This is a genomic window from Pseudomonas sp. B3(2017) (assembly GCF_002113595.1).
Classification (GTDB): Bacteria; Pseudomonadota; Gammaproteobacteria; order Pseudomonadales; family Pseudomonadaceae; genus Aquipseudomonas; species Aquipseudomonas ekonensis.
This window is the reverse complement of the sequence record NZ_NEIU01000016.1, coordinates 41,126-65,453: the sequence shown is the minus strand read 5'-3', so window position 1 is coordinate 65,453 and position 24,328 is coordinate 41,126. Positions and strand designations below refer to the sequence as shown.

26 protein-coding genes are annotated in these 24,328 nt (G+C 64.9%); 11 read left to right on the top strand and 15 right to left on the bottom strand.

What is annotated here, in order from left to right:
* Positions 1-142 precede the first annotated feature (142 nt).
* From CAG33_RS21445 to CAG33_RS21435, 3 genes are all read left to right on the top strand, one after another.
* A complete protein-coding gene (locus CAG33_RS21445) occupies positions 143-379 on the top strand; it encodes a glutaredoxin family protein (protein WP_085577950.1) in 237 nt (78 codons plus the stop codon).
* Positions 380-548: 169 nt separating this feature from the next.
* The gene (locus CAG33_RS21440) at positions 549-866 is read left to right on the top strand and encodes a transcriptional regulator (protein ID WP_085577949.1); all 318 of its coding nucleotides are present in this window, start codon (positions 549-551) and stop codon (positions 864-866) included.
* Between the two features lie 80 nt (positions 867-946).
* On the top strand, positions 947-1,843 hold the full coding sequence (locus CAG33_RS21435) for a pseudouridine synthase (protein ID WP_085640460.1): 897 nt from the start codon (positions 947-949) through the stop codon (positions 1,841-1,843).
* An 80-nt stretch (positions 1,844-1,923) separates the two neighbouring features.
* Here CAG33_RS21435 and CAG33_RS21430 read toward each other — a convergent pair whose 3' ends face one another.
* Positions 1,924-2,145: a YgdI/YgdR family lipoprotein gene (locus tag CAG33_RS21430; protein WP_085577947.1), complete on the bottom strand. Its 222-nt coding sequence runs from the start codon at positions 2,143-2,145 to the stop codon at positions 1,924-1,926.
* A 78-nt stretch (positions 2,146-2,223) separates the two neighbouring features.
* A complete protein-coding gene (gene mobA / locus CAG33_RS21425; protein ID WP_085640458.1) occupies positions 2,224-2,826 on the bottom strand; it encodes a molybdenum cofactor guanylyltransferase MobA in 603 nt (200 codons plus the stop codon).
* A gap of 78 nt (positions 2,827-2,904) precedes the next feature.
* Here mobA and moaB point away from each other — a divergent pair, with 78 nt between their 5' ends.
* Complete coding sequence (moaB, locus tag CAG33_RS21420; RefSeq protein ID WP_085577945.1) at positions 2,905-3,444, top strand: molybdenum cofactor biosynthesis protein B; 540 nt, start codon at positions 2,905-2,907, stop codon at positions 3,442-3,444.
* On the top strand, positions 3,428-4,654 hold the full coding sequence (gene glp, locus CAG33_RS21415) for a gephyrin-like molybdotransferase Glp (protein ID WP_085640456.1): 1,227 nt from the start codon (positions 3,428-3,430) through the stop codon (positions 4,652-4,654). Before moaB ends, glp begins: the two co-directional genes overlap by 17 nt.
* Positions 4,655-4,695: 41 nt before the next feature.
* Here glp and CAG33_RS28585 read toward each other — a convergent pair whose 3' ends face one another.
* Positions 4,696-5,016 (bottom strand): hypothetical protein, encoded by a 321-nt coding sequence (locus tag CAG33_RS28585; RefSeq protein WP_170930052.1) that lies wholly within the window; start codon positions 5,014-5,016, stop codon positions 4,696-4,698.
* A 317-nt stretch (positions 5,017-5,333) separates the two neighbouring features.
* Between CAG33_RS28585 and yegS the strand changes: the two genes are divergently transcribed.
* Positions 5,334-6,248: a lipid kinase YegS gene (gene yegS / locus CAG33_RS21405; protein ID WP_085577943.1), complete on the top strand. Its 915-nt coding sequence runs from the start codon at positions 5,334-5,336 to the stop codon at positions 6,246-6,248.
* On the opposite strand, the gene CAG33_RS21400 is transcribed toward yegS, so the two are convergent.
* The 3 genes from CAG33_RS21400 to CAG33_RS21390 form a co-directional block, all read right to left on the bottom strand.
* Positions 6,232-6,891, bottom strand: coding sequence for a response regulator transcription factor (locus CAG33_RS21400; RefSeq protein ID WP_085577942.1), 660 nt, complete (start codon positions 6,889-6,891; stop codon positions 6,232-6,234). The genes yegS and CAG33_RS21400 overlap by 17 nt on opposite strands.
* A complete protein-coding gene (locus CAG33_RS21395; RefSeq protein ID WP_085577941.1) occupies positions 6,888-7,781 on the bottom strand; it encodes a sensor histidine kinase in 894 nt (297 codons plus the stop codon). The genes CAG33_RS21400 and CAG33_RS21395 overlap by 4 nt, the downstream gene beginning before the upstream one ends.
* A gap of 477 nt (positions 7,782-8,258) precedes the next feature.
* Positions 8,259-8,741 (bottom strand): hypothetical protein, encoded by a 483-nt coding sequence (locus CAG33_RS21390; RefSeq protein ID WP_085640454.1) that lies wholly within the window; start codon positions 8,739-8,741, stop codon positions 8,259-8,261.
* Between the two features lie 451 nt (positions 8,742-9,192).
* Here CAG33_RS21390 and CAG33_RS21385 point away from each other — a divergent pair, with 451 nt between their 5' ends.
* Together CAG33_RS21385 and CAG33_RS21380 are read left to right on the top strand one after the other, a co-directional pair.
* Entirely contained in the window at positions 9,193-10,128 is a 936-nt protein-coding gene (locus CAG33_RS21385) for a chemotaxis protein CheV (protein WP_085577939.1), read from the top strand.
* Between the two features lie 91 nt (positions 10,129-10,219).
* Positions 10,220-11,026 (top strand): MOSC domain-containing protein, encoded by an 807-nt coding sequence (locus tag CAG33_RS21380; protein WP_085629850.1) that lies wholly within the window; start codon positions 10,220-10,222, stop codon positions 11,024-11,026.
* Between the two features lie 69 nt (positions 11,027-11,095).
* Here the strand turns inward: CAG33_RS21380 and CAG33_RS21375 are convergent, their stop codons facing one another.
* The 8 genes from CAG33_RS21375 to CAG33_RS21340 all read right to left on the bottom strand — a co-directional run bounded on the left by CAG33_RS21375 (position 11,096) and on the right by CAG33_RS21340 (position 20,412).
* Positions 11,096-11,380, bottom strand: coding sequence for a pyrimidine/purine nucleoside phosphorylase (locus CAG33_RS21375; protein ID WP_085577937.1), 285 nt, complete (start codon positions 11,378-11,380; stop codon positions 11,096-11,098).
* A gap of 69 nt (positions 11,381-11,449) precedes the next feature.
* On the bottom strand, positions 11,450-11,992 hold the full coding sequence (locus CAG33_RS21370; protein ID WP_085577936.1) for an exonuclease domain-containing protein: 543 nt from the start codon (positions 11,990-11,992) through the stop codon (positions 11,450-11,452).
* 70 nt (positions 11,993-12,062) lie between these two features.
* Positions 12,063-14,024 carry an acetyl/propionyl/methylcrotonyl-CoA carboxylase subunit alpha gene (locus CAG33_RS21365; protein WP_085640451.1) on the bottom strand — a complete coding sequence of 654 codons (1,962 nt, stop codon included), beginning with the start codon at positions 14,022-14,024 and terminating at the stop codon, positions 12,063-12,065.
* A 103-nt stretch (positions 14,025-14,127) separates the two neighbouring features.
* Positions 14,128-14,925 carry an enoyl-CoA hydratase/isomerase family protein gene (locus tag CAG33_RS21360; RefSeq protein WP_085629854.1) on the bottom strand — a complete coding sequence of 266 codons (798 nt, stop codon included), beginning with the start codon at positions 14,923-14,925 and terminating at the stop codon, positions 14,128-14,130.
* Complete coding sequence (gene atuD / locus CAG33_RS21355; RefSeq protein WP_085640448.1) at positions 14,922-16,079, bottom strand: citronellyl-CoA dehydrogenase; 1,158 nt, start codon at positions 16,077-16,079, stop codon at positions 14,922-14,924. The genes CAG33_RS21360 and atuD overlap by 4 nt, the downstream gene beginning before the upstream one ends.
* Before the next feature lie 31 nt (positions 16,080-16,110).
* On the bottom strand, positions 16,111-17,727 hold the full coding sequence (gene atuC, locus CAG33_RS21350) for a geranyl-CoA carboxylase subunit beta (protein WP_085577932.1): 1,617 nt from the start codon (positions 17,725-17,727) through the stop codon (positions 16,111-16,113).
* A gap of 3 nt (positions 17,728-17,730) precedes the next feature.
* Positions 17,731-18,600, bottom strand: coding sequence for an SDR family oxidoreductase (locus CAG33_RS21345; protein ID WP_085629858.1), 870 nt, complete (start codon positions 18,598-18,600; stop codon positions 17,731-17,733).
* A gap of 12 nt (positions 18,601-18,612) precedes the next feature.
* Positions 18,613-20,412: an acyclic terpene utilization AtuA family protein gene (locus CAG33_RS21340; protein ID WP_371857689.1), complete on the bottom strand. Its 1,800-nt coding sequence runs from the start codon at positions 20,410-20,412 to the stop codon at positions 18,613-18,615.
* A 184-nt stretch (positions 20,413-20,596) separates the two neighbouring features.
* Here CAG33_RS21340 and CAG33_RS21335 point away from each other — a divergent pair, with 184 nt between their 5' ends.
* The 3 genes from CAG33_RS21335 (at position 20,597) to CAG33_RS21325 (ending at position 23,207) form a co-directional block, all read left to right on the top strand.
* Positions 20,597-21,220, top strand: a complete 624-nt coding sequence (locus tag CAG33_RS21335) for a TetR/AcrR family transcriptional regulator (protein WP_085577930.1) — start codon at positions 20,597-20,599, stop codon at positions 21,218-21,220.
* Positions 21,221-21,311: 91 nt separating this feature from the next.
* On the top strand, positions 21,312-22,106 hold the full coding sequence (locus tag CAG33_RS21330; RefSeq protein ID WP_085577929.1) for an ABC transporter substrate-binding protein: 795 nt from the start codon (positions 21,312-21,314) through the stop codon (positions 22,104-22,106).
* A gap of 87 nt (positions 22,107-22,193) precedes the next feature.
* A complete protein-coding gene (locus CAG33_RS21325) occupies positions 22,194-23,207 on the top strand; it encodes a GNAT family N-acetyltransferase (protein WP_085577928.1) in 1,014 nt (337 codons plus the stop codon).
* Between the two features lie 200 nt (positions 23,208-23,407).
* Here CAG33_RS21325 and CAG33_RS21320 read toward each other — a convergent pair whose 3' ends face one another.
* Complete coding sequence (locus CAG33_RS21320) at positions 23,408-23,956, bottom strand: RNA polymerase factor sigma-70 (RefSeq protein WP_085577927.1); 549 nt, start codon at positions 23,954-23,956, stop codon at positions 23,408-23,410.
* Between the last annotated feature and the right edge of the window lie 372 nt (positions 23,957-24,328).

The following is a 24,328-nucleotide window of genomic DNA, read 5'->3' as shown; positions in this document are numbered from 1 at the left end:
TCGGCTGAAACGCGTTTCGGCGCCGTGATCTGTGTCAGGGCATCGGCGGAAGGGGGCGATGTGCGGGCGCTGCCGTCGGGGTGGCTCGACGGGTTTTCGGGGCGGGCCTAGAATGTCCGTTCAATTTTTGGGAAGAGCGCACATGCTTCCGGAATGTCAGCTGTTCGGCACCCTGGGGTGCCATCTGTGCGAGGTCGCCGAGTCCCTGCTGATGCCCTTCGTCGAGAACGGGCTGTTGGTCGAACTGGTGGACATCGCAGACGACGAGTCCTGGTTCGAGGCCTACAGCCTGCGGATTCCTGTCCTGCGCCGCACGGACACCGGGGCCGAACTGGGGTGGCCGTTCAGCGCCGATCAGGTGGTGGCGTTCCTGCGTTAGCCTTTGATTCCTGCCTGCCGTCACTTCCGCTTGTCGCGCTCGCCGACGCGTCCCTTGGCAATTTCCGTTTGCTTCTATACTGTATGCGCATACAGTAAATGAGCGGGTTCGCCATGCCATGTCCCTTTCGGGCAGACGGCAGGCGCACCGGACGTCAGAGGGATGAGCCGTGGTCAATGTCGAACAGTTGAAGAACAGCGTGAACCGGATGTCGGTTGACGTGGTGCGCGAGGCCGTCCTCGAACTGCGCCTGGACGGACTGGTCACGGAAGGCAAGACGCCGTTCAGCAAACTGCATTTCAATACGTGCTTCGCCGAGATCGAGGCCCTGTTCCAGCGGGCCGGCTACCACAGGCAACTGGACGTCGTCGGTTATCAGGGGTTGCTGTACGCCCTGTACGACCCGGGTCGCTGGGAGGCTGTCGACGTGTTGCGCTGGCTCAAGGAGTTCACCGAAGCGGCGGCCGCCGAACCTGCACCGGCCTGAGGCGGATTCCGGAATCGGCGCTAGGTTCGTTTCGTTCCCTGTTGGATAATGCGCGCCTGCATTGAGGGTTCGAGTTCCGTATGTCCACATCAACATTTTCCGCGGCCCGGCATCAGGCCAGCACCCTTCACCTGCCGCCCGGCGCCTGGCTGACGGTGCTCGACTGCCTGTGCGAACGCTTCGGCGCCATCAGCCGCGAGCAATGGCTGGATCGGATCGCCCGTGGTCGGGTGCTCGACGGCGAGGGCCGACCGATTTCGGTGGACTTGCCTTACAAGGAAGGGCTGCGGATCCACTACTTCCGCGAGGTGCCGGACGAGAAGCCGATTCCGGTGGAGGAGTCGATTCTTTACACCGACGACCATCTGGTGGTGGTCGACAAGCCGCATTTCCTGCCGGTGATCCCGTCTGGCGGTTATGTCGAGCAGACGTTGCTGCGCCGCTTGATCCGGCGCCTGGACAATCCCCATCTGGTGCCGCTGCACCGCATCGACCGCCATACGGCGGGGCTGGTGATCTTTTCCGCCGACCCGCAGAGCCGTTCGGCGTACCAATCGCTGTTCCCGACCCGGCAGATCGAAAAGCGCTATGAAGCGATTGCGCCGGCCTTGCCCCAGTTGAGCTTTCCGCTGGTGCACAAGAGCCGTCTGGTCGATGGCGTGCCTTTCTTCCGCACCCAGGAGATCGAGGGCACCTGCAATTCGGAAACCCTCGTGCAGGTGCGGGAAAAGAACGGCGACCTGTGGCGCTACAGCCTCTTCCCGGTGACCGGCAAGAAGCATCAGTTGCGCGTGCACATGACGGCGCTGGGCGCGAGCATCTGCAACGATCCGTTCTATCCGCAGGTATCGGCCGACGCTGACGCCGAGGACGACTACGATAAGCCGCTCAAGCTGCTGGCCCAGGGGCTGCGGTTCATCGATCCGGTCACGGGGCAGGAGCGCGAGTTCGAAAGCCGCATCACGCTGCAGTGGTGACCGTTGCCGGGGATGTTTCCGGCAGGCATGAAAAAGCCCGCATGATGCGGGCTTTTTCGTATCCGGCGCGTGCTGAGGGCTTACAGCTCTTTGACGGTGCGCACTTGATCTTTGTTGATGCGGGTCTGCTTGCCATCCAGCTGTTCGAACTCGTAGAAGCCCGAATCCTTGTCGAATTTCGGCGAGTCGACGGCCTGGATCTCACGACCGTCATTCAGGGTGATCACGGTCGGCGAAGCGCAGCCGGCGAGCGTGGCCAGGCCCAGAGCGAGCATGAGAGTGGCGAGGGTCCGTTGAGTCATGTGTTTGTCTCCGAAGGGAAATTCTTTTGGTTACTGAGCTTGAGACGTATGCACGGCGTGCAAGTTCCTTGCTGGGTGTCAGTCTGACACAGTGTTATGTGCGCTTAACAGTTCGGGCGTGTTGAGATTGGCCAGCCGGGGATCGTTGTCCGGACATTGCAGGGCAACGGCGCCCAGGTCGCGCATCACCCGGCCGGGGCTGCGCTCACCCGCGTCCCAGGCGGCGTCGAAGGCTGGCGAGAGGCGGGTGGGAATCACGCACAGCAGGGGTTCCCAGTGCCCGTCATGGCGCAACATTAAAGGTTTGTCAGAATCCAGGGCGGCGGCTTCGCGCATGCCGTGCAGCAACGCCGCATCGATGCCCGGCACATCGCAGGGCAGCACCAACAGGTGCGGGTGGCGCGCAGCCATCAGGCCCGCGCGGATCCCGGCCAACGGGCCGGGAAAGCCGGTTTCATCGTCCGTCACCAATTGGTCGGCGAATGGCGCATAGCGTTCCCGGTTGCGGTTGCAGGAGATGATCAGGTCGTCCGTCAGCGGGCGCACCTTGCGGTGCAGGTGAGCGATCAGGGGCGCGCCCTGCCACTCCACCAGCCCCTTGTCCTGGCCGCCCATGCGTTGGCCGCGACCACCGGCCAGCAACAGGATGGAGCAGGGCGGCAACGGCGGGTTGGTGTTCATGGCGGCTCTCCGGTGGGGCAGAAAAAGGGGGCGCTGTGATATAACACCGGGCTGTTTCTCCCACAACTGGACGAGCCTATGAAAGCCAAGGCCGATGTACCTTTCGCACCGCTCAACATCGCGGTGCTGACTGTCAGCGATACCCGCACCCTGGAAACCGACACGTCAGGCCAGGTCTTCGTCGATCGGCTGACGGCGGCCGGCCATCGTCTGGCTGAGCGGGTGCTGCTCAAAGATGACCTGTACAAAATCCGCGCGCAAGTGGCCGGGTGGATCGCCGACGATGTCGTGCAGGTGGTGCTGATCACCGGGGGCACCGGCTTCACCGGTCGCGACAGCACCCCGGAGGCCGTCGCGTGTCTGCTCGACAAGCAGGTCGACGGGTTCGGCGAGCTGTTCCGTCAGATCTCGGTGGCGGACATCGGCACGTCCACTGTGCAGTCTCGGGCGCTGGCGGGCCTGGCCAACGGCACGCTGGTCTGCTGCCTGCCGGGGTCGACCAACGCGGTGCGCACCGGTTGGGACGGCATTCTCGCGGAGCAGCTGGATGCACGGCACCGCCCGTGCAACTTCGTGCCTCACCTGAAACAGGCGGTGCCTTGTGAATCCCGCGGGTAAGCCGGGCAAGACCGGCAGCCTGATGCCCGTGGAAACGGCGTTGGCGCGATTGCTGGACATGGCCGAAGCCGCACCGATCGTTGAGCGCGAGCATTTGCCGTTGGCGCAGGTGGAGGGGCGGGTGCTGGCCGCCGACCTGCTGTCGACGCTGGATCTGCCGCCCTGGCCCAACAGCGCCATGGACGGTTATGCCCTGAACCTGAGCGACTGGACAGGGCAGCCCCTGCCGGTCAGTCAGAAGGTGTTCGCGGGGCAGGCGCCGGCACCCTTGCAGCCCGGCACCTGTGCGCGGATCTTCACCGGGGCTCCCGTGCCGGCCGGTGCCGATTGCGTGGAGATGCAGGAAAACAGCGAGGTTCAGGCCGACGGGCGCGTGCGTTTCCTCGAACCCCTGGTGGCCGGGCAGAACATCCGCCCCCAAGGCCAGGAAACCACCGCCGGCGAGTTGATCCTCACGGCGGGAACCCGCCTCGGGCCGATTGAGCAGGGCCTCGCGGCGTCCTTGGGATGCGCCGGACTGGATGTGGTGCGCAAGGTGCGTGTCGCCGTGGTGTCGACGGGGGACGAGTTGATCGAACCTGGCCAGCCTCTGGGGGCGGGGCAGATCTACAACAGCAATCGGGTGCTGCTGTGCAGTTGGCTGCAGCGCATGGGCTGCGAGGTGATCGATGCCGGCATTCTTCCGGACGACCTCGATGCCACCCGTGTGCGTCTGGGGCAGTTGCAGGACGTCGACCTGATTCTGTCCACGGGCGGGGTCTCGGTGGGGGAGGCCGATTTCCTTGGGGTCGCCTTGAGGGAAGAGGGTGAACTGGCGTTGTGGAAACTGGCGATCAAACCTGGAAAACCGCTGACGTTCGGCCATTTCCGGGGCGTGCCGGTGATTGGCCTGCCCGGAAACCCGGCCTCGACGCTGGTGACGTTTGCCTTGCTGGCGCGGCCCTACATCTTGCGCCGCCAAGGCGTTCAGGATGTCACGCCCTTGAAGTTCCGGGTGCCTGCACGGTTTGACTGGCCTCAGGCCGGTAACCGCCGCGAGTATCTGCGTGGCCGCCTCGATCAGGGCGGCGCAATCATTTACCGCAACCAAAGCTCAGGCGTCCTGCGCAGTGCGGCGTGGGCCGATGGGCTGGTGGAAGTCATGGAGGGACGCACCCTGTCTGCGGGAGACGAAGTGTCCTTCATCCCCCTGAGCGAGCTGTTGGCCTGATCTTTCCGGGTGGGTGCGAAGCCGTCGGCAAGGCTTGGCACTCACCCGGACATTAAAGGGCTCAGCAGCGATACGAGCTGGTCGAACCGGCTGTTGGCCACCCATCCCAGCATCCCCAGCACAACCGCTGTCGCTCCCGCCGAATAGGCCAATCGGTACTTGATGGATTTGACGTCCTCACGGATCTCGTCCATATCCCGGCGGATGTACTTGAGGTGGGTTTCCAGTTCGACGACACGTGGTTCCATTTCGGCCTCTCCGGTTTTCCTGTCGTTGTTCTTGTGTTCGCTCTGTTGACCGGGGCGGTTCTCGGTGAGGGAGGGCACAGGGCTCAACGGCATTCTGGCTTCATGGCTCAACATGACAGCGCCCGCCTTCTGCCTGGTTGTCGCCTGGGCAACCGTTGAGGTCGCCCAACCCTTCAAGCGCCCATGAGGTGTCTACGCTCATTTCATGCACATCCTTGTGTTGTGGTCAGATTGTGATTGATACAGCCCGCACACGGTCTCCCATTGCCGGAATCAGGTCAATTGAGCCGATTCCTCAGGTTTTGTAAGAAAGATCTTTGTTCTGTAGGACGGGGCCGTTGAGCTTCCCGGCCTGCCGAACGCGTTCGGGATTTTTGCCTTCAACGATGGTCAACATGGCCTGTACCGTCTTTGTCCGGAGGGAGACTGGCATGAGTGAACGCAAGGCGCTTTTGATATTGCATGGCAAACAGGCACTCAACGAGCAGGTGCGTGCCGCTGTAGAAAACAGGCGCAAGGACGGCTGGACGCTGGCGGTGCGCCTGACCTGGGAAGCCGGAGATGCGCAGCGGATCGTGGAGGAGGCGCTGGAGGCCGGCTACACGCAGATCATCGCCGGCGGAGGGGACGGCACGTTGCGCGATGTGGCCCAGGCGTTGGCGGGCCATGGGCGCAAGGCAAGTCTGGTCCTGCTTCCGTTGGGCACCGCCAATGACTTTTCCCGTGCCGCCGGCATTCCGCTGGAGGTGGCGGATGCATTGGCTTTGCTGGATGTGCCGGCGTGCGACATCGACCTGGGCGAAGTGGGGGGGCAGGTGTTCCTCAACATGGCCACCGGCGGCTTCGGCAGCCAGGTGACCGCCAATACGTCCGAAGACCTGAAGAAGGTGCTCGGCGGCGCCGCTTACCTGTTCACCGGATTGTCGCGGTTCAGTGAGCTGCACGCCGCCTACGGCGAACTGCAGGGGCCGGATTTCTACTGGAGCGGCGAGCTGCTGGCGCTGGGCATCGGCAACGGCCGACAGGCCGGCGGCGGGCATGTGCTGTGCCCGCAGGCGGTGGTCGACGACGGGATGCTGGACATCGGCATCCTGCCGGCGCCGCAGGAGGTGGTGGGCACGCTGAAGACATTGCTCAGCGATGGTTTCGGCCTGGACAACCTGTTCGTCAGGACCCGCCTGCCCTGGGTCGAGATCAAGGTCGCCGAGGGGCTGTGCATCAACCTCGACGGCGAGCCGCTGGAGGGCGACAACCTGCGGTTCGAGGCACGCCCCGGTGCGTTGCGGGTGCACCTGCCGCCGGACTCGCCCTTGCTGGGCGGTGCGGCGGTCAATCGTCCAGGCTGATGATCTGCTCGCGCACCGCGAACAGCACGAGGCCGGCCACGTCGTAGATCTGCAGGCGTTTCATGATCTGTGAGCGGTGGGTCTCCACGGTCTTGATGCTCAGCCCCAGGCCGTTGGCGATTTCCCGGGTGGACTTGCCCCGGACGATCAGCCGCAGGATCTCCAGCTGACGGGCCGTCAGGTTGTGGGTGTCGGTCGTCTCGGGCTGGCTCTTCTGGGTGCGGATAAGCGCCTGGTTGATCACCGTGTGGGCGATGGCCGGGCTCAGGTAGCGCTCGTTGTTGCGCAGGGCCTCCAGGGCGTGTTCCAGTTCGGTGGCCGTGGTGTCCTTGAGCAGGTAGCCGTGGGCGCCGGACTCCAGCGCCTGCATGATCAGCGCAGGATCGGTGTGCATCGACAGGATCAGCACCTTGCTTTGCGGGCGCACCCGCTTGAGCTGCTGCAAGGCTTCCAGGCCGCCGGTCTCCTTCATCGAGATGTCCAGCAGCACGATATCCGGAATCAGCCGTTCGACGAGTTCGAGCAACTGCGAGCCGTCGCTGGCCTCGCCGATGACGGCGTAGCCGGGAATGTCGAGCACCAGAGCGCGCACGCCGGCCCTGATCAGCGAGTGGTCATCCACCAGGAGTAAGTTACAAGTCAACGCAAAACCTTATGGGTGCTGGCCCGCTCAAGCGCGCGGGGCGCCCAGGGGAAAAGTGCTTCGATTTGAGTGCCTTTGCCTGGCTCGCTGGTGACGGTCAGTTTGCCGCCCAGCTGTTCGATCCGTTCGGACATGCCCGCCATGCCACGCTGCCCTTCGCGGCCGGGGTTCTGCGCCGGCGAAAACCCTTGGCCGTCATCGCTGATCATCAGGGTGAGGCCCTGGGGCAAGCGCTGGATGCGGATCAGCAGGTTGCGGGCGTTCGCATGGCGCAGGATGTTGGTCACGGCTTCCTGGGTGATGCGGAACGCGGCCACCGCCATTTCCTCGGGAATGCCGTTCAGGCGCTGCTGGCAGTCCAGGCTCCAGTGAATGGCCGTGCTGCCCAGGGTCTTGAGCAGGTGGGCGCGCAAACTGGCTTCCAGGCCCAGGCTGGTCAATTGCCGCGGGTTGAGGATCGCCGACACGTCCCGCACTTTGTTCAGGGTCTCTTCGAGGGTGTCGCACAGCGCCGAGCAGGAGGTCTGCAGGTCGTCCGGCAGGCGCCGCTTGAGCCATTCGCTCTGCAGTTTGGCGGCGGTCAGCAATTGGCCGATGTCGTCGTGCAGTTCGCGACTGAGGCGATGGCGCTCGTTTTCCTGGACTTCCAGCAAGCGGTCGGCCAGTTCCTGGGGCTGAAACTTGATCGACTTGCGCGAAAGCCGGTACTGCACCGCGACGCAACCGGCGGCCACGACATTGACCAGCAGCAGGCCGAGGGACATCGGGGCCGACAGGCCATAGGTCAGCGCGCAGCCTGCCGCAGAGCAAATGCACAGCGTCAGGGTGAACCGGCGTGCGTTTTCCCGGGAGGGCGGCCATGTGGTGATTGACTTGAGGCTGGCGTGCATAGCGGATGGAGCCAATGGATGATCGCTGCGGGCAGACCGGCCATGGGGGCTGGCGGATCTCTGTCTTAAATATTGTCGTTCGGTTCAATGCTTCAACGTGGCGACCGGGCGAAAGTGATCGTTAACTTCGGTCTATGTTGCGGTGGGCGTCACCGTGCCATTAATTGAAAGCAACTAGCGGGCGGCATAATACCACTTCGGATACCGTTGGTCGCGTTTGCGATATATGTCCAGCAAGTCAGGAAACATGCTTTGTTGGACGCCTGTTCCATAATGGAAAAGTTGATATTCGAGACTCGATAGATATCGGCTTTTTCCGAAGTTTCATGTACAGGCAATCCCCGATGTCGACAAGGAAAGTTTTGTCGGACGGCGATTATTGTTTTTGTGGATTTGTCGCTGGTAGATATGCGAACGGTCTGAATGCGACCTGCGCATGGGCACATCAGGCGGGCGGCATGCGCCTGCGCATCAGGGTCAGCGGCCGATTTGGGCCTGTCGCTCCGGGTAACCGACCCGGGTCATCGGCTTGGCGCCGAGGGGCGACGGAAAGCACGGCTGACCGACTTGAAACGCAAAGGCTTCGATCAGCGACGTCTGCTCGCTTTCATCGAGGCCCAGTTGGCCGGTGTGCTGATCGACCAACTCCAGTTGCCAGGCCATCAGGGTGAAGCAGTCCTGCAGGGCGCCCAGCGCCTCGGCGTGCAGGTTCACCTGTTCCAGCGCCTGGTTGAGCAGCCGGTGAAGGGTCAACGAAAACTCGGAGATCGCCTTGAGCGCCAGGTCGTTGGCCTTGTGCGCCAGCTTGAGGAGCGTGCCGAGCATGCAGTCGATGGCGTCCCGGTCGTTGCTGATCAGTTGCAGATGGCTGAGGCATTCTTCGGACTTGGCCAGGAGCGTTTCGGCTTCGACAAGAAATTCGGGGAACCGCTGCGCCCACTCTTTACGGTCGATCGGCATGCTTATCTCCGCAACGTCGTGTCGGATGAGCGAATGTCGTGTGTGCCGCCGATCATGCACCGTCGAGTGGCCGCACCCCGGTGCGCCCGGGCAGGGGCTGGGGACTTTGGGAGGGTGGTGAACCACTGACCTGCGATCGCACACAAAAGCCTGACTCCGTTCATGCAATGAGAATGGCGTCACATTAATGGCTATTGGATACTGCGAACATCAGGTTGGGCCTGATTGTTACTAGGGGATTCCCTTAGGCACGGGAACCTGGCGCGAAAATCGAGGTCGCGCCGGTGGGAGTTCAGCAGATGAAAACACGGGGCCAGTAAACCATGATGTTAATGTGACATCAATGCTTTGACGTGGCATTTTGCAGTCTTGCGGCCGGGGATCAAGATCCGGCCCGTGCAGCCGATAACCCCTTTTAGTGAATTCATCAGAACAAGCCCAGGAGTCATTGATGGCCGGCATTCTCGACACGGTAGACCAACGCACGCAACTGGTGGGTGAGAATCGCCTGGAAATTCTCATGTTTCGGCTGGCCGGGCGCCAACTGTTCGCGATCAACGTATTCAAGGTGCAGGAAGTCCTGCAACTGCCCAAGCTGACCCTGATGCCCCAGCGTCACCCGTTCGTCTGCGGCGTGGTCAACCTGCGCGGCCAGACTCTGCCGGTGATCGACCTGTCCCAGGCCATCGGCATGCGCCCGCTGGTGCCGGGCCCGAACAGCACCATCATCGTCACCGAATACAACCGTTCGGTGCAGGCGTTCCTGGTGGGCGGCGTGGACCGCATCGTCAACATGAACTGGGAAGCCATCCTGCCGCCGCCGACCAGCGCCGGCCGCCAGCATTACCTGACCGCGATCAGCAAGGTCGACGATCAACTGGTGGAAATCATCGACGTCGAAAAGGTGCTGGCCGAAATCGTGCCGTACAACGCCAAAGTGTCGCGGGACAAGCTTGACGATCCGGTGCTGGAGCGTGCCCGGGGCCGCGAAGTGCTGCTGGTGGACGACTCAAACGTCGCCCTGTCGCAGCTGCGCGACACCCTCGGCCAGCTGGGCGTGAAGATGCACATCGCCAGCGACGGCCTCAAGGCCCTGAACCTGCTCAAGTCCTGGGCCGACAGCGGCGCGAACATGACCGACAAACTGCTGATGGTCTTCACCGACGCGGAAATGCCGGAAATGGACGGCTACCGCCTGACCACCGAAATCCGCAACGACCCGCGCCTGCGTGGCCTGTATGTGGTGCTGCACACCTCGCTGTCCGGCAGCTTCAACGACTCGATGGTGAAGAAGGTGGGCTGCGACAACTTCCTCTCCAAGTTCCAGCCGGACAAGCTGGTCGACGTGGTGCGCCAACGGCTGATGCTCGACGAAGTGCCGGCCTGATCACGGGCGGGTTCTGCGTCGCCGCATTGGGGCTTTGATTCAACGGCCGGCTCGTATAGGGTGGCGTTCTTTACCCTCCAGGGAGTTGGCCATGCTGCGTCTGAGCGCGCTTTACCGTTACCCGTTGAAATCCGGCAAGGCCGAGGTCCTGCAAGGGATCGGCCTGGACAAGCTGGGGCTTGAAGGGGACCGACGCTGGATGCTGGTGGACGAGCCCAGCGGGCGTTTCCTCACCCAGCGCGCCGAAGCGAAGATGAGCCAGCTGTCGGCGCTGTGGAATCCCGCAGGCGGGCTGACCCTCAGCGCTGCGGGCCACGGGGCCATCGATGTCGCGGTGCCCGGCGACGCGGCCGAGCTGCGCGGCGTGACCATCTGGCGCGACACCCTGCGCGTGCCGGATGCCGGCGACGAGGCGGCCCGGTGGGTCAGCGACTTCATCGGCAAACCGACGCGGCTGGTGCAGGTGCCCCTGGATCGCGCCCGCATCACCCAGGCCGGTTACGGCAAGGATGATGACCAGGTGGCGTTCGCCGACGGCTTTCCGCTGTTGCTGATCGGTGAAGCGTCCTTGCAGCATTTGTCGCAAGAGGTCGGGCGTCCCCTGGAAATGCTGCGCTTTCGGCCCAACCTGGTGATCGAAGGCAGCGAGGCCTATGCCGAGGACGGCTGGAAGCGGATCCGCATCGGTGAGGTGGAGTTGCGCGTGGTCAAGTCCTGCTCCCGCTGCATTCTGACGACGATCGATCCCAAGACCGGCGAGCGCAGCGCCGACCGCGAACCGCTGGCGACCCTGCAGAAGACCCGCGCCCAGGCCGACGGCGCGATGTTCGGGCAGAACCTGGTGAACGACGGCAACGGCCGGCTGGAAGTCGGCATGCCGGTGGAGATCCTCGAGTAACCGGTTCCTGAACAAAAATGCCCGTGTCCTTGGACACGGGCATTTTTGTTTGTGGCGCGATCCGTCGGATCAGCCGCGGTATTCGCAGAGGTAAGCGGTGTCGACGGCCACTTTCAGCTGGAACTTGCTGTTGGCCGGTACATTGAACTGGCTGCCGGCGGCGAAGGTTTCCCACTCGTTGCTGTCCGGCAGCTTGACGGTCAGCGCACCCGACACCACGTGCATGATTTCGCGCTGGGCCGTGCCGAATTCGTACTCGCCCGGAGCCATGACGCCGATGGTCGCGGGGCCTTCAGCGGTGCCGAACGCGATCGATTTGACGGTGCCGTCGAAGTACTCGTTGACTTTGAACATGGGCGATTCCTCGAAAAGGGTCAAAAAGGGCCGGCCAGTATGCACAAGGCATCCGACGCCGTCATCTGTCTAAAGCGGCAGCACCAGCGGCAGCAAACGGGCGGTGTTGCGGGCGTCTTCCAGGGCCCGGTGCTGCTGGCCGCTGAACTGCAGGCCGGCCAGTTGCAGGGCGCCGTTGAGCCCCAGGGGCCGTTCCAGGCGCCGGGCCTTGGCGAAGCGCTGCTTGAGGTTCATGTGCGGCACCTGGCTCAGGGCGCTGTCGAGCTGCAGGCGCTGCCATTCCTGGAGCAGCTGCTTGCGGTCGTAGTCGCCCCAGCTGGCCCAGCCTTCCAGGCGCGTGCGGTGCTGGCCGAGCCAGCGTTCGAAGGCCGGCCAGACCTCGCTCAAGGTCTGCGCCGAATCGATGTTGGCCTGGGTGATGTGGGTGAGTTCGCGGCAGAACGGCGTCAGCAAGGGCCGGCGCAGCGGTTTGACGAAGCGCTGGAAGTGATCGCGCTCGCGGCCGGCGCGGTCGACCAGGGTGGCGCCGATCTCGATGATCTCCATTTCCGTAACCGGCCAGCCACCCTCGTCGGTGGTGGCTTCCAGATCAATGACCAGCCAATGGGGCATCGCAGGGTTCCTGATGTGTACGTTCCGATAGTTCAGAGCGTAGCCAAACCCTGCGGATGCGCCTGGCGACTCACTCGACCTGCAACAGAACCTGACGATTCTTCACCTGATCGCCGACCTTGACCTGCACCCGCTTGAGCACGCCGTCGATGCCGGCCTTGAGCGGGTGCTCCATTTTCATCGCCTCCAGCACCACCAGCAGTTGCCCCTTGCTGACCGGGCTGCCCTCGCTGACCAGCACGTCGACGATGGCGCCGTCCATGGGTGCCTTCAGCGTGCCGGAACCGACGCTGGTCTGACTGTCGATCACCGCATGAGTTCGATCCGCCAGGCACAGGCTGCCGGCGTCGGTGAACAGCCAGAGCCGCTCGTCCTCCAGGCGATAGGCATGGCGCTGGCGCAGGCCGTCGATCTGCAGCGTCACGTGGCGTTCGTCCTGTTCGACGAGTATCGCCTGGAGGCGGCGTCCGGGCGTCTCGACCTCAAACCGGCCGCCGGGGCCGGCCAGCAGTTGCACGTTCCAGGTCTGTTCCTCCAGGCCGAGCCGGTAGCCGACCGCCACGCCCGTGTTGTTGCGCCAGTCGGCCAGCGCCGGGCGATGCGCCTGGGCGCTGCGCCGATGGAACAGCACGGTGGCGATGGCCAGTTCCTCGGCGCCCGGCGTCTGCGGCCGCAGGCAGGGGTGATCGGTGAAATGCCGGGGGATGAACCCGGTGTCGAAACGGCCGTCGATGAACTGCGGGTGCTGCAGCAGGCCGGCCAGCAGGCGCTGGTTGCTGTGCACGCCGAGCAGCACACTGTCCTGCACCGCCCGCAGCAACTTGCGCCGCGCCTCTTCCCGCGTGGCGCCATGGGCGATCAGTTTGCCGAGCATCGGGTCGTAGAAGGGGCTGATGAGCCGGTTTTCCGTCAGGCCGTGATCGATGCGCGCACCGTGCCCCAGCGCCGGCTCCCAGGCCAGGACGCGTCCGGTCTGCGGCAGAAAGCCCTGTGCCGGGTCTTCGGCATACAGGCGCACCTCCATCGCATGGCCGTCGAGCCTGACCTGGTCCTGGGTCAGCGGCAGCGGCCGGCCCTCGGCGACCGCCAATTGCCAGGCCACCAGGTCTTGTCCGGTGATGAGTTCGGTCACCGGGTGCTCGACCTGCAACCGGGTGTTCATCTCCAGAAAGTAGAAGCGCCCCTGGGCGTCGAGCAGAAACTCCACGGTGCCGGCCCCCACGTAGTCGACGGCGCGTGCGGCCTTGATCGCCGCCGCGCCCATGGCTTCGCGCAGGGCCGGGGTCATCACCGGGCAAGGGGCTTCTTCGATGACCTTCTGATGGCGGCGCTGGACCGAGCAATCGCGTTCGCCCAGGTGGATCAGGTGGCCGTGGCGGTCACCGAACACTTGAAACTCGACGTGGCGCGGCTCCACCAGCGCCTGTTCCAGGATCAGCTCGTCGCTGCCGAAGGCGTTGAGCGCTTCGGAGCGGGCGGTGCGCAGTTGCGCGGGCAGCGCTTGCGCGTCCTCCACCAGGCGCATGCCGCGTCCGCCGCCGCCGGCGCTGGCCTTGATCATCAGCGGATAGCCGATGCGCTCGGCTTCGCGCAGCAGCGTGGCGTCGTCCTGTTCCGCGCCTTGGTAGCCGGCGACGCAGGGGACGCCGGCGGCGAGCATGGCGATTTTCGAGCGGCGCTTGCTGCCCATCAGTTCGATGGCGTCGGCGTCCGGGCCGATGAAGGTCAGGCCGGCCTGTTCGCAGGCCCGGGCGAAGTCGGCGTTCTCCGAAAGGAAGCCGTAGCCGGGATGCACCGCATCGGCGCCGCTGCGCCGGGCCGCGTCGAGGATCGCGGCGATGTTCAGGTAAGACTGCTGCACCGGCGCAGGACCGATGTGCACGGCCTGGTCGGCCATCTGCACATGCAGGGCGTCGGCGTCGGCGTCGCTGAACACCGCCACCGTGCGATAGCCGAGGGACTGGGCGGTGCGCTGGATCCGGCAGGCGATCTCGCCGCGGTTGGCGATCAGGATCTTGTGGAGGGCGGGCATGACGGTTTTCCCTGGAATGTCGCGTTGGAAGGGCGGGCCTCATCGCAAGCAGGCGCGCTCCCACATGGGTTTGCGGTGCAGGTCGGCACGGCGGGAGCGTGGTTCAAGTCGCCCACTTCGGCTTGCGCTTTTGCAGGAAGGCCAGCGTGCCTTCGGTGCCTTCGGCGCCGGTCACCGCCTCGCTGAACCATTGCGCCGCTTCGTCCAGCAGTTCGGCGCCAGGTTGCCCGGCGCTGGCCAGCAATAGTTTTTTGGTCATGGCGTTCGCTTCCGGAGCGCAGCACAGGACATGCTCGAGCACTTCATCCAGGCGCTCGGCCAGGGCTTGCGGATCCTGCTCGACGAAGTGCACCAGCCCCATGCGCCGGGCCTGGTGGCCGTCGAAGCGGGCGGCGGTCAGGGCCAGGCGCCGGGTTTCGGTGAGGCCGATGCGCTGCACCACGAACGGTGCGATCTGCGCCGGCAGCAGGCCGAGGCTGGTTTCCGGCAGGCCGAACTGGGCCTGATGGTCGGCCATGGCGATGTCGCTGACGCAAGCCAGGCCGAAACCGCCGCCCAGCACGGCGCCTTGCAGGACGGTGATCAGCACTTGCGGCACGTGCTGCGCCTCTTGCAGCAGGGCGCCGAACGCACGGTTCAGGTCGCGGTAGGCTTGGCCGCCTTGTGCGCGGGCGTTGGCCATGTCCTTGATGTCGCCGCCGGCGCAGAAATGGCCGCCGGCGCCGCTGAGCACGATCGCCCGCACGCTGCGGTCGTCCCGCACCGCCGCCAGTGCGGCGCGCAGTTCGGCGACCATCTGCAGGCTCATGGCATTGCGGCTGTCGGGGCGGTTGAGGGTGATGTGCAGCACGCCGTTGTGCGGCTCCAGCAGCAGCGTCGCGCAATCGGGCAGGGCGCTCATGGGCGTTTCCCCGGCAGGATGCCCATCAGCTTGCAGATGATCCCCAGCATGATCTCGTCGGCGCCGCCGCCGATCGACACCAGCCGCACGTCGCGGTAGGCGCGGGCCACCGGGTTGTCCCACATGTAGCCCATGCCGCCCCAGTACTGCAGGCAGCTGTCGCTGACCTCGCGCCCGAGGCGCCCGGCCTTGAGCTTGGCCATCGACGCCAGGCGGGTGACGTCCTGACCTTTCACGTACTGTTCGGTGGCCTGGTAGACCAGTGCCCGCAGGCATTCGATTTCGGTCTGCAGCTCAGCGAGGCGGAAGTGGATCACCTGGTTGTCGATCAGCGCGTTGCCGAAGGTCTTGCGTTCCTTGCAGTACTCGATGGTGCTGTCGACGCAATACTCCAGCCCCTTGATCATGTTCGCCGCGCCGAACAGGCGTTCTTCCTGGAACTGCAGCATCTGCATCATGAACCCGGCGCCTTCGTGGCCGATGCGGTTGCGCTGCGGCACGCGCACGTCGTCGAAGAACACCTGGGCGGTCTCCGAGCTGCGCATGCCGAGCTTGTCCAGGTGCGGGCTGAGGCTGATGCCGGGCGTGTCCATCGGCACCATGATCAGGGATTTGTTGACGTGGGGCTTGTCGTCCGAGGTGTTGGCCAGCAGGCAGATGAAATCGGCGCTCGGCGAGTTGGTGATCCACATCTTGCTGCCGTTGATCACGTAGTCGTCGCCGTCCTTGCGGGCGGTGGTCTTGAGCCCGGCGACGTCGGAGCCGGCGCCGACCTCCGAGACGCCGATGCAGCCCACCTGTTCGCCGCTGATGGCCGGGCGCAGGAACTGCTCGCGCAGCTCATCGGAGCCGAAGCGGGCCAGGGCCGGGGTGCACATGTCGGTCTGCACGCCGATGGACATCGGGATGCCGCCGCAATGGATGGTGCCGAACTCTTCGGCGGCGACGATCGAATAGCTGTAGTCCAGCCCCATGCCGCCGAACTTCTCCGGCTTGGAGATGCCCAGCAGGCCCAGCTCGCCGGCCTTGCGGAAGATCTCGTGGATCGGGAAGCGTCCGGCCCTTTCCCATTCCTCGACGTGGGGGTTGATCTCGTGTTCGACGAACTGGCGCACGGTGCGGCGCAGGGCTTCGTGTTCCGGGGTGAAGATCATTGTTGTTGTTCTCCTCAGGATCCGTTGGGGGTCAGAACCGGCTGACGCCGAAGCTGTTGGGCTGCAACGTGCGCAGATCGGCCTCGTGGCAGATGTCCAGCAGGTAGCCGAGCAGGATGCGGGTGTCGCGGGGGTCGATCAGGCCGTCGTCCCACAGGTTGGCGCTGCCGTAGAGGGCGGTGGACTGGCTGTCGAGTTTCTGCGCGGTGGCCTGTTCGAGCATGTCGAGCATTTTCGGGTCGGGCTCCAGACCGTCCTTGAGCTGCCGGGCTTCGGTGACGATGCGCAGCACCTTGCCGGCCTGGGCGCCGCCCATCACGGCGGTGCGGCTGTTGGGCCAGGCGAAGATGAAGCGCGGGTCGAGGCCGCGCCCGCACATCGCGTAGTTGCCGGCGCCGTAGGAGCCGCCGACGACCAGGGTCAGCTTCGGCACCCGCGCGTTGGCCACCGCCTGGATCAGCTTGGAACCGTGCTTGATCACCCCGCGCTGTTCCGACTCGGTGCCGACCATGAAGCCGGTGGTGTTGTGGAAGAACAGCAACGGCGTGCGGCTCTGGTCGCACAGTTGAATGAACTGCGCCGCCTTGCTTGCGCCGTCCGGGGTGATCGGGCCGTTGTTGCCGATGAAGCCGCAGGCCCGGCCCTGGATCTTCAGGTGGCCACAGACCGTTTGCGAGTCGAACTCGCCCTTGAATTCCAGGAAGCGCGATTCGTCGGCGATCCGCGCAATGATCTCGCGCACGTCATAGGGCTTCTTCGGGTCGTCCGGGATCAGCCCGAGCAGTTCGTCGATGGGGTAGAGCGGTTCCTTGTACGGCGGCGCGGGCCGCCACGGCAGGTGTTCGTTCCAGTTCAGCAGGCTGACGATCTCGCGCACCTGACGGATGCCGTCGGCGTCGTTTTCCGCCAGGTATTCGGCGGTGCCCGCCACCTGCGCGTGCATTTCGGCGCCGCCCAGTTCTTCGTCCGTGGCCACTTCGCCGGTGGCCGCCTTGAGCAGCGGAGGGCCGGCGAGAAACAGCTTGGCCTTGCCCCGCACCACCACCACGTAATCCGACAGCCCCGGCTGGTAGGCGCCGCCGGCGGTGGCCGAGCCGTGCACCACGGTGATCTGCGGCAGGCCCATGGCCGACATCCGCGCCTGGTTGGCGAAGCTGCGCGCGCCTTCGACGAAAATCTCCGCCGCATAGTTGAGGTTGGCGCCGCCGCTTTCGGCGAGGGTGATCACCGGCAGTTTGTTTTCCTGGGCGATCTGTTGCAGGCGCAGGGATTTCTTCAGGCCGGAAGGGGAGATGGTGCCGCCCTTGATCGCGCTGTTGTTGGCCACCACCAGCACCCGCACGCCGGACACCTGGCCGATCCCGGCGATCAGGCCGCCGCCGGCGGCGCTGCCGTCCTTGTCGTCATGCAGCTTGTAGCCGGCCAGGCTGGCCAGTTCGAGGAACGGCGAGCCGGGGTCGAGCAGCAGGTTGAGGCGTTCGCGGGGCAGCAACTGGCCGCGCTTGTCGAATTTCGGCTTGGCTTCGGCGGCCTTGTCCAGCAGGTTGCGTTCGAGCTGCTGCACGTGCTCGACGGCGGCCAGCATCGCGGCGCGGTTGCGGGCGAAGGCTTCGCTGTGGGGATCGAGAAGGGACTGAATGGACGGCATGGCTTATTCCTTGTCCTTGAGCACGTCGGGCAGGTAGGCGCGGTGGAAGCCGTTGAACGGTTCGCTGTGGCTTGCCTTGTGCAGCGGCCAGGCGCGGTTGCCGAGGCTGGCGGCGCCGTCGATGCGCACGGTGCTGCCGCTGATGAACGCGGCGGCCGGGCTCAACAGGAACACGATCGCTGCGCTGACCTCTGATTCGGTGCCGATGCGTTTGAGCGGCACGTGCTCGCGCAGGGTCGGGATCACGGCCTTGAACGCGCCTTCATAGGTGTCCATGCCGCTGGAGGCGATCCAGCCCGGCGCCACGGCGTTGACCCGCACGCCGGCGCAGCCCCATTCGAAGGCGGCAGTCTTGGTGAAGTTCTCCATGCCCGAGCGCGCAGCGCCCGAGTGACCCATGCCGGGCATGCCGCCCCACATGTCGGCGAGCATGTTGACGATGCTGCCGCCGTGCTTGCCCATCGACTGGTTGAACACTTCCCGGGCCATCAGGAAACCGCCGACCAGGTTGGTGCGCAGCACGGTCTCGAAGCCTTTCTGATTGATCGAGGCCAGCGGCGACGGGTACTGGCCGCCGGCGTTGTTGACCAGGCCGTGGATCGGCCCGTGCTCGCGGATGATTTCGCCGACCGTTGCCTTCACGGCTTCTTCGTCGCGGATGTCGCAGGCTTTCCAGTGTGCGCGGCCGCCGTCCTCGGTGATTTCGGCGGCGACCTTCTGCAGCTTCTCGGGCTTGCGGCCGATCAGCAGCACCGTGGCCCCGAGGGCGGCCAGCTCATGGGCCGTGCAGCGGCCGATGCCGCTGCCGCCGCCGGTGACGATGACCGTCTGGCCGTCGAACAGCCCGGCGTTGAATATCGATCGGTAAGCCATGGCGCCATCCTTTTATTCGAATTGTTCGGCGATGCTTCGCGGCACCGGGATCTGGATCTCCAGCAGTTGCTGGGCGAAGGCCTTGCCTTGCGGGTCGATCCGCAGGCTGGCCACACCGCCGCCGCCCAGGGCGTTCTCCAGCAGAAAGTTCAGGCTGTGGGTGCCAGGCAGGTACCAGCGTTCGACCCGCCCGTGGATCGGGTCGAGGACATGGCCCATCCAGTCCACCACCACCGCCGGGGTCAGCGCTTCGGCGATCCACGGCAGGTATTCGGGGCGGCGCGGCATCACGCCGATGTTGCTGTGGTCGCCCTTGTCGCCGGAGCGCGCCACGGCCAGTTTCACCAGCGGCACGCTGGCGTCGGCGCGGCCCTGGGGCTTGGGCGGTTCGTGGGGCACGGGCAGGTCGCCGCTGCTGAAGGTGTCCGGGGGTGGCAACGCGCAGGGATGGCGTTCGCCGGCGATGTCGACCTGCAGGGTGCAGGCGTCCTTGTCGATCAGGAACGAGAACAGCCGGATCAGCGGATACACCGTCGGCCGTCCGCCGACGATGCCGGTCAGCCCCGGCGCCATGCCGGTGGCGGCCTGGGCGATTTCCCGGGAGAACAGCACCAGCGCCTGCTTGTTCGGGTGGCGCACCGCGAGCTTGATCACCACTTCGCGGCTGTCGCGGCGCCGGCCGTGGGGGCCGTAGGTGGCTTCGCTGCCCAGCAATTCGACGTTGACTTCGCTGTAGGGGCCCCAGCCGCGCTGCTCCAGCATCTGCGCGGTCTTGCCGATGATCGCCTGGCTGACCCGCCGCGCCTTGTCCACCGCATCGAGGCCGGCGATCAGGCAACTGGCGGTGCAGCGGAAACCGTCCGGATACGTCGCGCTGACCTTGTACTTGCCGCTGGGCGGCAGGCCTTTGGCGCCGTGCACGCGGACGGCGTTCTTGCCTTGCTGCTGGAGTTTGACCTGGGTGAAGTCGCAGATCACATCGGGCAGCAGATAGGCCTGCGGATCGCCGATCTCGTACAGCATCTGCTCGCCCACGGTCAGCGGCGTCACCAGCCCGCCGGAGCCTTCGGGCTTGCTGACGGTGAACTGGCCGTCGGCGCCGACTTCGACGATCGGAAAGCCGATGTGCTCGTAGTCCGGCACCTCGCGCCAGTCGGTGAAGTTGCCGCCGGTGCACTGGGCGCCGCATTCGATGATGTGCCCGGCCAGGGCGGCCTGGGCCAGCCGGTCGTAGTCGTGCCACGACCAGCCGAAGCCGTGCACCAGCGCCGCGCTGACCACGGCGCTGTCGACCACCCGCCCGGTGATGACGATGTCGGCGCCCAGGCGCAGGGCCTCGACGATGCCCGGCGCGCCGAGGTAGGCGTTGGTCGAGACGCACAGGGGCGGCAGCGGGGCGCCGCTGAACATCTCGGTGATGCCTTGGGTGCCGAGCCCCTTGAACTGCGGTTGCAGGTCATCGCCCAGCAGCACGGCGATCTTCAGGTCCACGCCGGCCCGGTCGCAGGCGGCCTGCAGCGCGGCGGCGCACGCGGTGGGGTTGACCCCGCCGGCATTGCTGATGACGCGGATGCGCTGCTGCGCCAACTGCGGCAACAGCGGAGTGAGGATGTCGATGAAGTCGCCGGCGAAGCCGGCTTGGGGGTCTTTCAGGCGGGCGCCGGCCATGATGGACATGGTGATTTCGGCCAGGTAGTCGAACACCAGGTAGTCCAGGCGTCCGCCCTTGACCAGTTGCTCGGCGGCGGTCGAGGTGTCGCCCCAGAAGGCGCTGGCGCATCCGATGCGGATAGCGGTGGGCACGGTTGGCATCGTTGTCTCCGACTCAGGAACCTGCGACAGAAGTGCGTCGAGGCTACCAAGCAAGCGCTTGGTTTGTAAACAGTGGAATCATCTTCCGCCCAAGCGCTTGCTTGGGCGCGGCCGGCGGCTTAAATTGCCCGCGCAACCCTGCGTTTCCCGGCGCAGCAGACTGATCGACTGTAGGAGAGAACGGGTGGACGAGCAAAAAGCCCTGGGGGTCATGCGTGAACTGGTCGACGCAGGCCAGTTGACCGACCCGGACAGCGCCCGCGGCAAGCTGCTGCAAGTGGCGGCCCACCTGTTTCGCAACAAAGGCTACGAACGCACCACCGTGCGCGACCTGGCCGGTGCCGTGGGCATCCAGTCGGGCAGCATCTTCCATCACTTCAAGAGCAAGGACGAGATCCTGCGGGCGGTGATGGAAGAGACCATCCGCTACAACACCGCCCTGATGCGCGCCTCGCTGGCCGAGGCCGGCAACGTGCGCGAACGGGTGCTGGCGCTGATCCGCTGCGAACTCCAGTCCATCATGGGCGGCAGCGGCGAGGCCATGGCGGTGCTGGTCTATGAATGGCGTTCGCTGTCGGACGAAGGCCAGGCGCGGGTGCTGGCCCTGCGCGACATCTACGAGGCCCTCTGGCTGCAGGTGCTGGGCGAAGCCAAGGCGGCCGGGTTCATCCGCGGCGATGTGTTCGTGACCCGACGTTTTCTCACGGGGGCGTTGTCGTGGACCACTACCTGGTTCCGCGAAGGCGGCGGCCTGAGCCTGGATCAGTTGGCCGAAGAGGCCTTGATCCTGGTGCTCGAAGAGCGCTGAGCGCTTTCTATGGGGCCGGGAAACTGGCTAACTGGGCGAAAACGCCTAGTTTGAATGCAGGGAACGTTTCTTTTTCGGGGAGTGGGGTGATTTGAAGTCTTTGCCAGTTCGCAAGGCCGCCGGGTTTCTGCTCGCAGCGCTCGCGTGTTCGGTGCTGCCGGTTGAGGCGGCGCAATTGGTGCGGGTGGGCGCTGCGCACTTTCCGCCGTACACCATCCGCCCGGAGAACGGGGCCGACACCGGCCTGCTGCCGCAACTGGTCGAGGCGCTGAACCGCTTGCAGGGCGACTATCAGTTTGTCCTGGTGCCGACGTCGATTCCCCGGCGCTTCGGCGATTTCGAGCAAGGCCGGATCGACATGGCCATCTTCGAGAACCCCGAGTGGGGCTGGAAGGACATTCCCCACACCAGCGTCGACATGGGCCTGGAGGACGCCGAGATATTCGTCGCCCAGCAGGCGCCCGGGCGGCAGCAAAGCTACTTCGCCGACCTCGGCGGCAAGCGTTTGGCGCTGTACAGCGGCTACCACTACGAATTCGCCAACTTCAATGCCGACCCCAAGTACCTGGCGCAGAACTACAACGCCACGCTGACCTACTCCCACGACAGCAACCTGCTGATGGTGCTGCGCGGGCGCGCCGACATCGCGCTGGTCACCCGTTCCTACCTGAGCGATTACCTGCTGCGCAACGAGAAGGTGCGCGGCGAGCTGCTGGTGTCGCAGCGCATCGACCAGATCTACCACCACTACGCCATCCTGCGACCGGTGGCGCCGATCACCGGTGAGACCTTCGGCAAGCTGCTGCAAGGGCTGCGCGACAACGGGCAGATGCTGAAGATCTTCGATCCGTACAAGATCGCCGTGGTGCCGGTGCCTCACCCCTGACCCGCAGGTTTTTGCCTGCAGCCTAAATTTCCTGCCCCGGCTCACGTCCCATCGTTGAACTGTCGACGATTACCGTGAGCCCGACCCATGTCCAATCTGAATGATCTGGTTGCCTTGGCCTTGCCTTCGGGCAGCCAATTGATAGCCGATGCCACCGAAAGCCGTCTGAGCCTGAGCCTGGACGGACAACCCTTGATCCGCCTGCGCGTCGACATCGAGCTGCAGGGGCCGATCCGGATCGATGAGCGCTTTGCGCTGCCGCTGGGGCAAGCGTTGTGGGCGGCCTGCTATTGGCTGTTCGCCCGTGACCCGGCACGCCGGCAACTGGTCTGGCAACTGGAGCAGCCGCCGACCGAGGCCTTGCTCAGCGGCCTGCTGGTGGCCACCGAGACCGCCGGCGAATACCGCTGCGAACGCACGCTGTTCTGGCAATTGCCGCAGCCCTGGCTGGGGGCATCGATGACCGGCAGCTACCCGCAGCAGATGGTCATCAGCCAAGGCAAGCGCCATCCGCTTCGTCCGCCCAAGCCCCGCGGCGAGGTGTACCGGCGTTTCGATGCGCGCCTGGGCGCGTGGATTTCCTTGCGCACCGTGGAGATCGAACAGGATCTGGCGCGTTTCAACCGTTGGCAGAACAGCCCGCGGGTGGCCAGCTTCTGGCAGGAGGAGGGCACGCTCGAACAGCACCGCGAGTACCTGACCAAACTCGATGCCGATCCGCACACCCTGACCCTGATCGGTTGCTTCGACGATCAGCCGTTCGCCTATTTCGAGGCCTATTGGGCCAAGGAAGACCGGATCGCTCCTTTCTACGATGCGGACAACTACGACCGCGGCATCCACATGCTGGTCGGCGAGGAAAACCACCGCGGGCCGCACAAGGTGGCGAGCTGGCTGTCGGCGCTGGTGCATTACCTGTTCCTGGACGATCCGCGCACCCAGCGGGTGGTCGCCGAGCCGCGTGCCGACAACGCGAAGATGATCGGCCACATGCACAACCAGTGCTTCCACTGCGAAAAGGAATTCGATTTCCCGCACAAGCGCGCGGCGCTGATGATTCTGGGGCGTGAGCGGTTCTTCGACCGGTGTTCGTTGGCGTGAGGGGCGGGCCCGGGATTCCCGGGCCTGGTTTTGCCGCTGCCGCAGGTGAGCGAAATCCCTGCGCAAGCAACGGCTGGCGATGGCGTTTTCGGTGACGCCATCGCCGGCAGGCTGGCTCCCGCAGGGATCTTGATTGAAGGCAGATCGGCGGCCGGTGCAGCGATGCCTGGCCGCAGGCTTTCGCGGGCAGGCTTGTTCGGTCAGCCGCGGGCAGCCATGGCGGGACGGCTGCCCGACACTTTGCGACAGTGCACCAGGGCGTCGCGGATCATGAAGTTGACCAGGGTCGGCGATACGCCCAGTTCCTTGGCGATGTCCTTCTGCGGCACGCCGTGCAGGCGGTACATCTCGAAGGCGTAGCGGGTGCGGCTGGGCAGCTCGGTCAGCGCATCGGCAATGTTTTCGAGGGTCGAGAAGTTGATGTGCGAGGTTTCCGGCGAAGCGCCCTGGATGACCACGTTCAGTCCTTCCTCTTCGGGGCCGGCGTACTTCTGCTCCAGCGCTTGCTTGCGGTAGTGGTCGATGGCCAGGTTGCGCACGATCTGGAACAGATAACTCAATTGCGCCTTGATCGACGACGTGATCGGCGGCGCCGACTGCAGTCGGAAGAACGCATCCTGCACCACATCTTCGGCACGTGACCGGCAGCCGGTGATTCGGGCTGCAATCTTGACCAGGATCAGTCGGTTGTCGACGAAGGCCTGAAGTAGCGGTGAATCGCACCTGCTTGTGGATACTTGTTCCGTCATGGAAATCACCTTGCTGCCAATAGGTTAGTGGGACGCCTGGGGATGGGGCCGTCCTACACATCGAGCGACAAATTATGTTGAATGATAATGATTGTCAATTGAGAAAGAGAACTAATGATCCATGACGGTGCAAACCGAGAACTGCGACACACCGCCGCAGCGGTTGCCCCTCTCCCGGCCCCGTTGGGGGTTCCAGCCTGCCGACTAATTATTTCAAGACGTCATCCGTTCTCATTGGTGAATGGTTCCGGGCACGCAGCCCCGGCCACACAGCATTCCCATGCCTTGCGCGGTCGGCACAGACCGCGCCCTGCACGCCCTCGCCGGGCGTGACGCAGAACCCGATTCCACTAGCAAGCCGAATTCAGGCAG

Coding starts and splice junctions, on each gene's coding strand:
- atuC (WP_085577932.1), bottom strand. CDS start 17,727: ATGCCGTCCATTCAGTCCCTTCTCGATCCCCACAGCGAAGCCTTCGCC.
- mobA (WP_085640458.1), bottom strand. CDS start 2,826: ATGAACACCAACCCGCCGTTGCCGCCCTGCTCCATCCTGTTGCTGGCC.
- yegS (WP_085577943.1), top strand. CDS start 5,334: ATGAGTGAACGCAAGGCGCTTTTGATATTGCATGGCAAACAGGCACTC.
- moaB (WP_085577945.1), top strand. CDS start 2,905: ATGAAAGCCAAGGCCGATGTACCTTTCGCACCGCTCAACATCGCGGTG.
- atuD (WP_085640448.1), bottom strand. CDS start 16,079: ATGATCTTCACCCCGGAACACGAAGCCCTGCGCCGCACCGTGCGCCAG.
- CAG33_RS21390 (WP_085640454.1), bottom strand. CDS start 8,741: ATGCCGATCGACCGTAAAGAGTGGGCGCAGCGGTTCCCCGAATTTCTT.
- CAG33_RS21445 (WP_085577950.1), top strand. CDS start 143: ATGCTTCCGGAATGTCAGCTGTTCGGCACCCTGGGGTGCCATCTGTGC.
- CAG33_RS21325 (WP_085577928.1), top strand. CDS start 22,194: ATGTCCAATCTGAATGATCTGGTTGCCTTGGCCTTGCCTTCGGGCAGC.
- CAG33_RS21345 (WP_085629858.1), bottom strand. CDS start 18,600: ATGGCTTACCGATCGATATTCAACGCCGGGCTGTTCGACGGCCAGACG.
- CAG33_RS21360 (WP_085629854.1), bottom strand. CDS start 14,925: ATGAGCGCCCTGCCCGATTGCGCGACGCTGCTGCTGGAGCCGCACAAC.
- CAG33_RS21365 (WP_085640451.1), bottom strand. CDS start 14,024: ATGCCCGCCCTCCACAAGATCCTGATCGCCAACCGCGGCGAGATCGCC.
- CAG33_RS21380 (WP_085629850.1), top strand. CDS start 10,220: ATGCTGCGTCTGAGCGCGCTTTACCGTTACCCGTTGAAATCCGGCAAG.
- CAG33_RS21340 (WP_371857689.1), bottom strand. CDS start 20,412: ATGCCAACCGTGCCCACCGCTATCCGCATCGGATGCGCCAGCGCCTTC.
- CAG33_RS21370 (WP_085577936.1), bottom strand. CDS start 11,992: ATGCCCCATTGGCTGGTCATTGATCTGGAAGCCACCACCGACGAGGGT.
- CAG33_RS21395 (WP_085577941.1), bottom strand. CDS start 7,781: ATGCACGCCAGCCTCAAGTCAATCACCACATGGCCGCCCTCCCGGGAA.
- CAG33_RS21435 (WP_085640460.1), top strand. CDS start 947: ATGTCCACATCAACATTTTCCGCGGCCCGGCATCAGGCCAGCACCCTT.
- CAG33_RS21385 (WP_085577939.1), top strand. CDS start 9,193: ATGGCCGGCATTCTCGACACGGTAGACCAACGCACGCAACTGGTGGGT.
- CAG33_RS21320 (WP_085577927.1), bottom strand. CDS start 23,956: ATGACGGAACAAGTATCCACAAGCAGGTGCGATTCACCGCTACTTCAG.
- CAG33_RS28585 (WP_170930052.1), bottom strand. CDS start 5,016: ATGTTGAGCCATGAAGCCAGAATGCCGTTGAGCCCTGTGCCCTCCCTC.
- CAG33_RS21430 (WP_085577947.1), bottom strand. CDS start 2,145: ATGACTCAACGGACCCTCGCCACTCTCATGCTCGCTCTGGGCCTGGCC.
- CAG33_RS21375 (WP_085577937.1), bottom strand. CDS start 11,380: ATGTTCAAAGTCAACGAGTACTTCGACGGCACCGTCAAATCGATCGCG.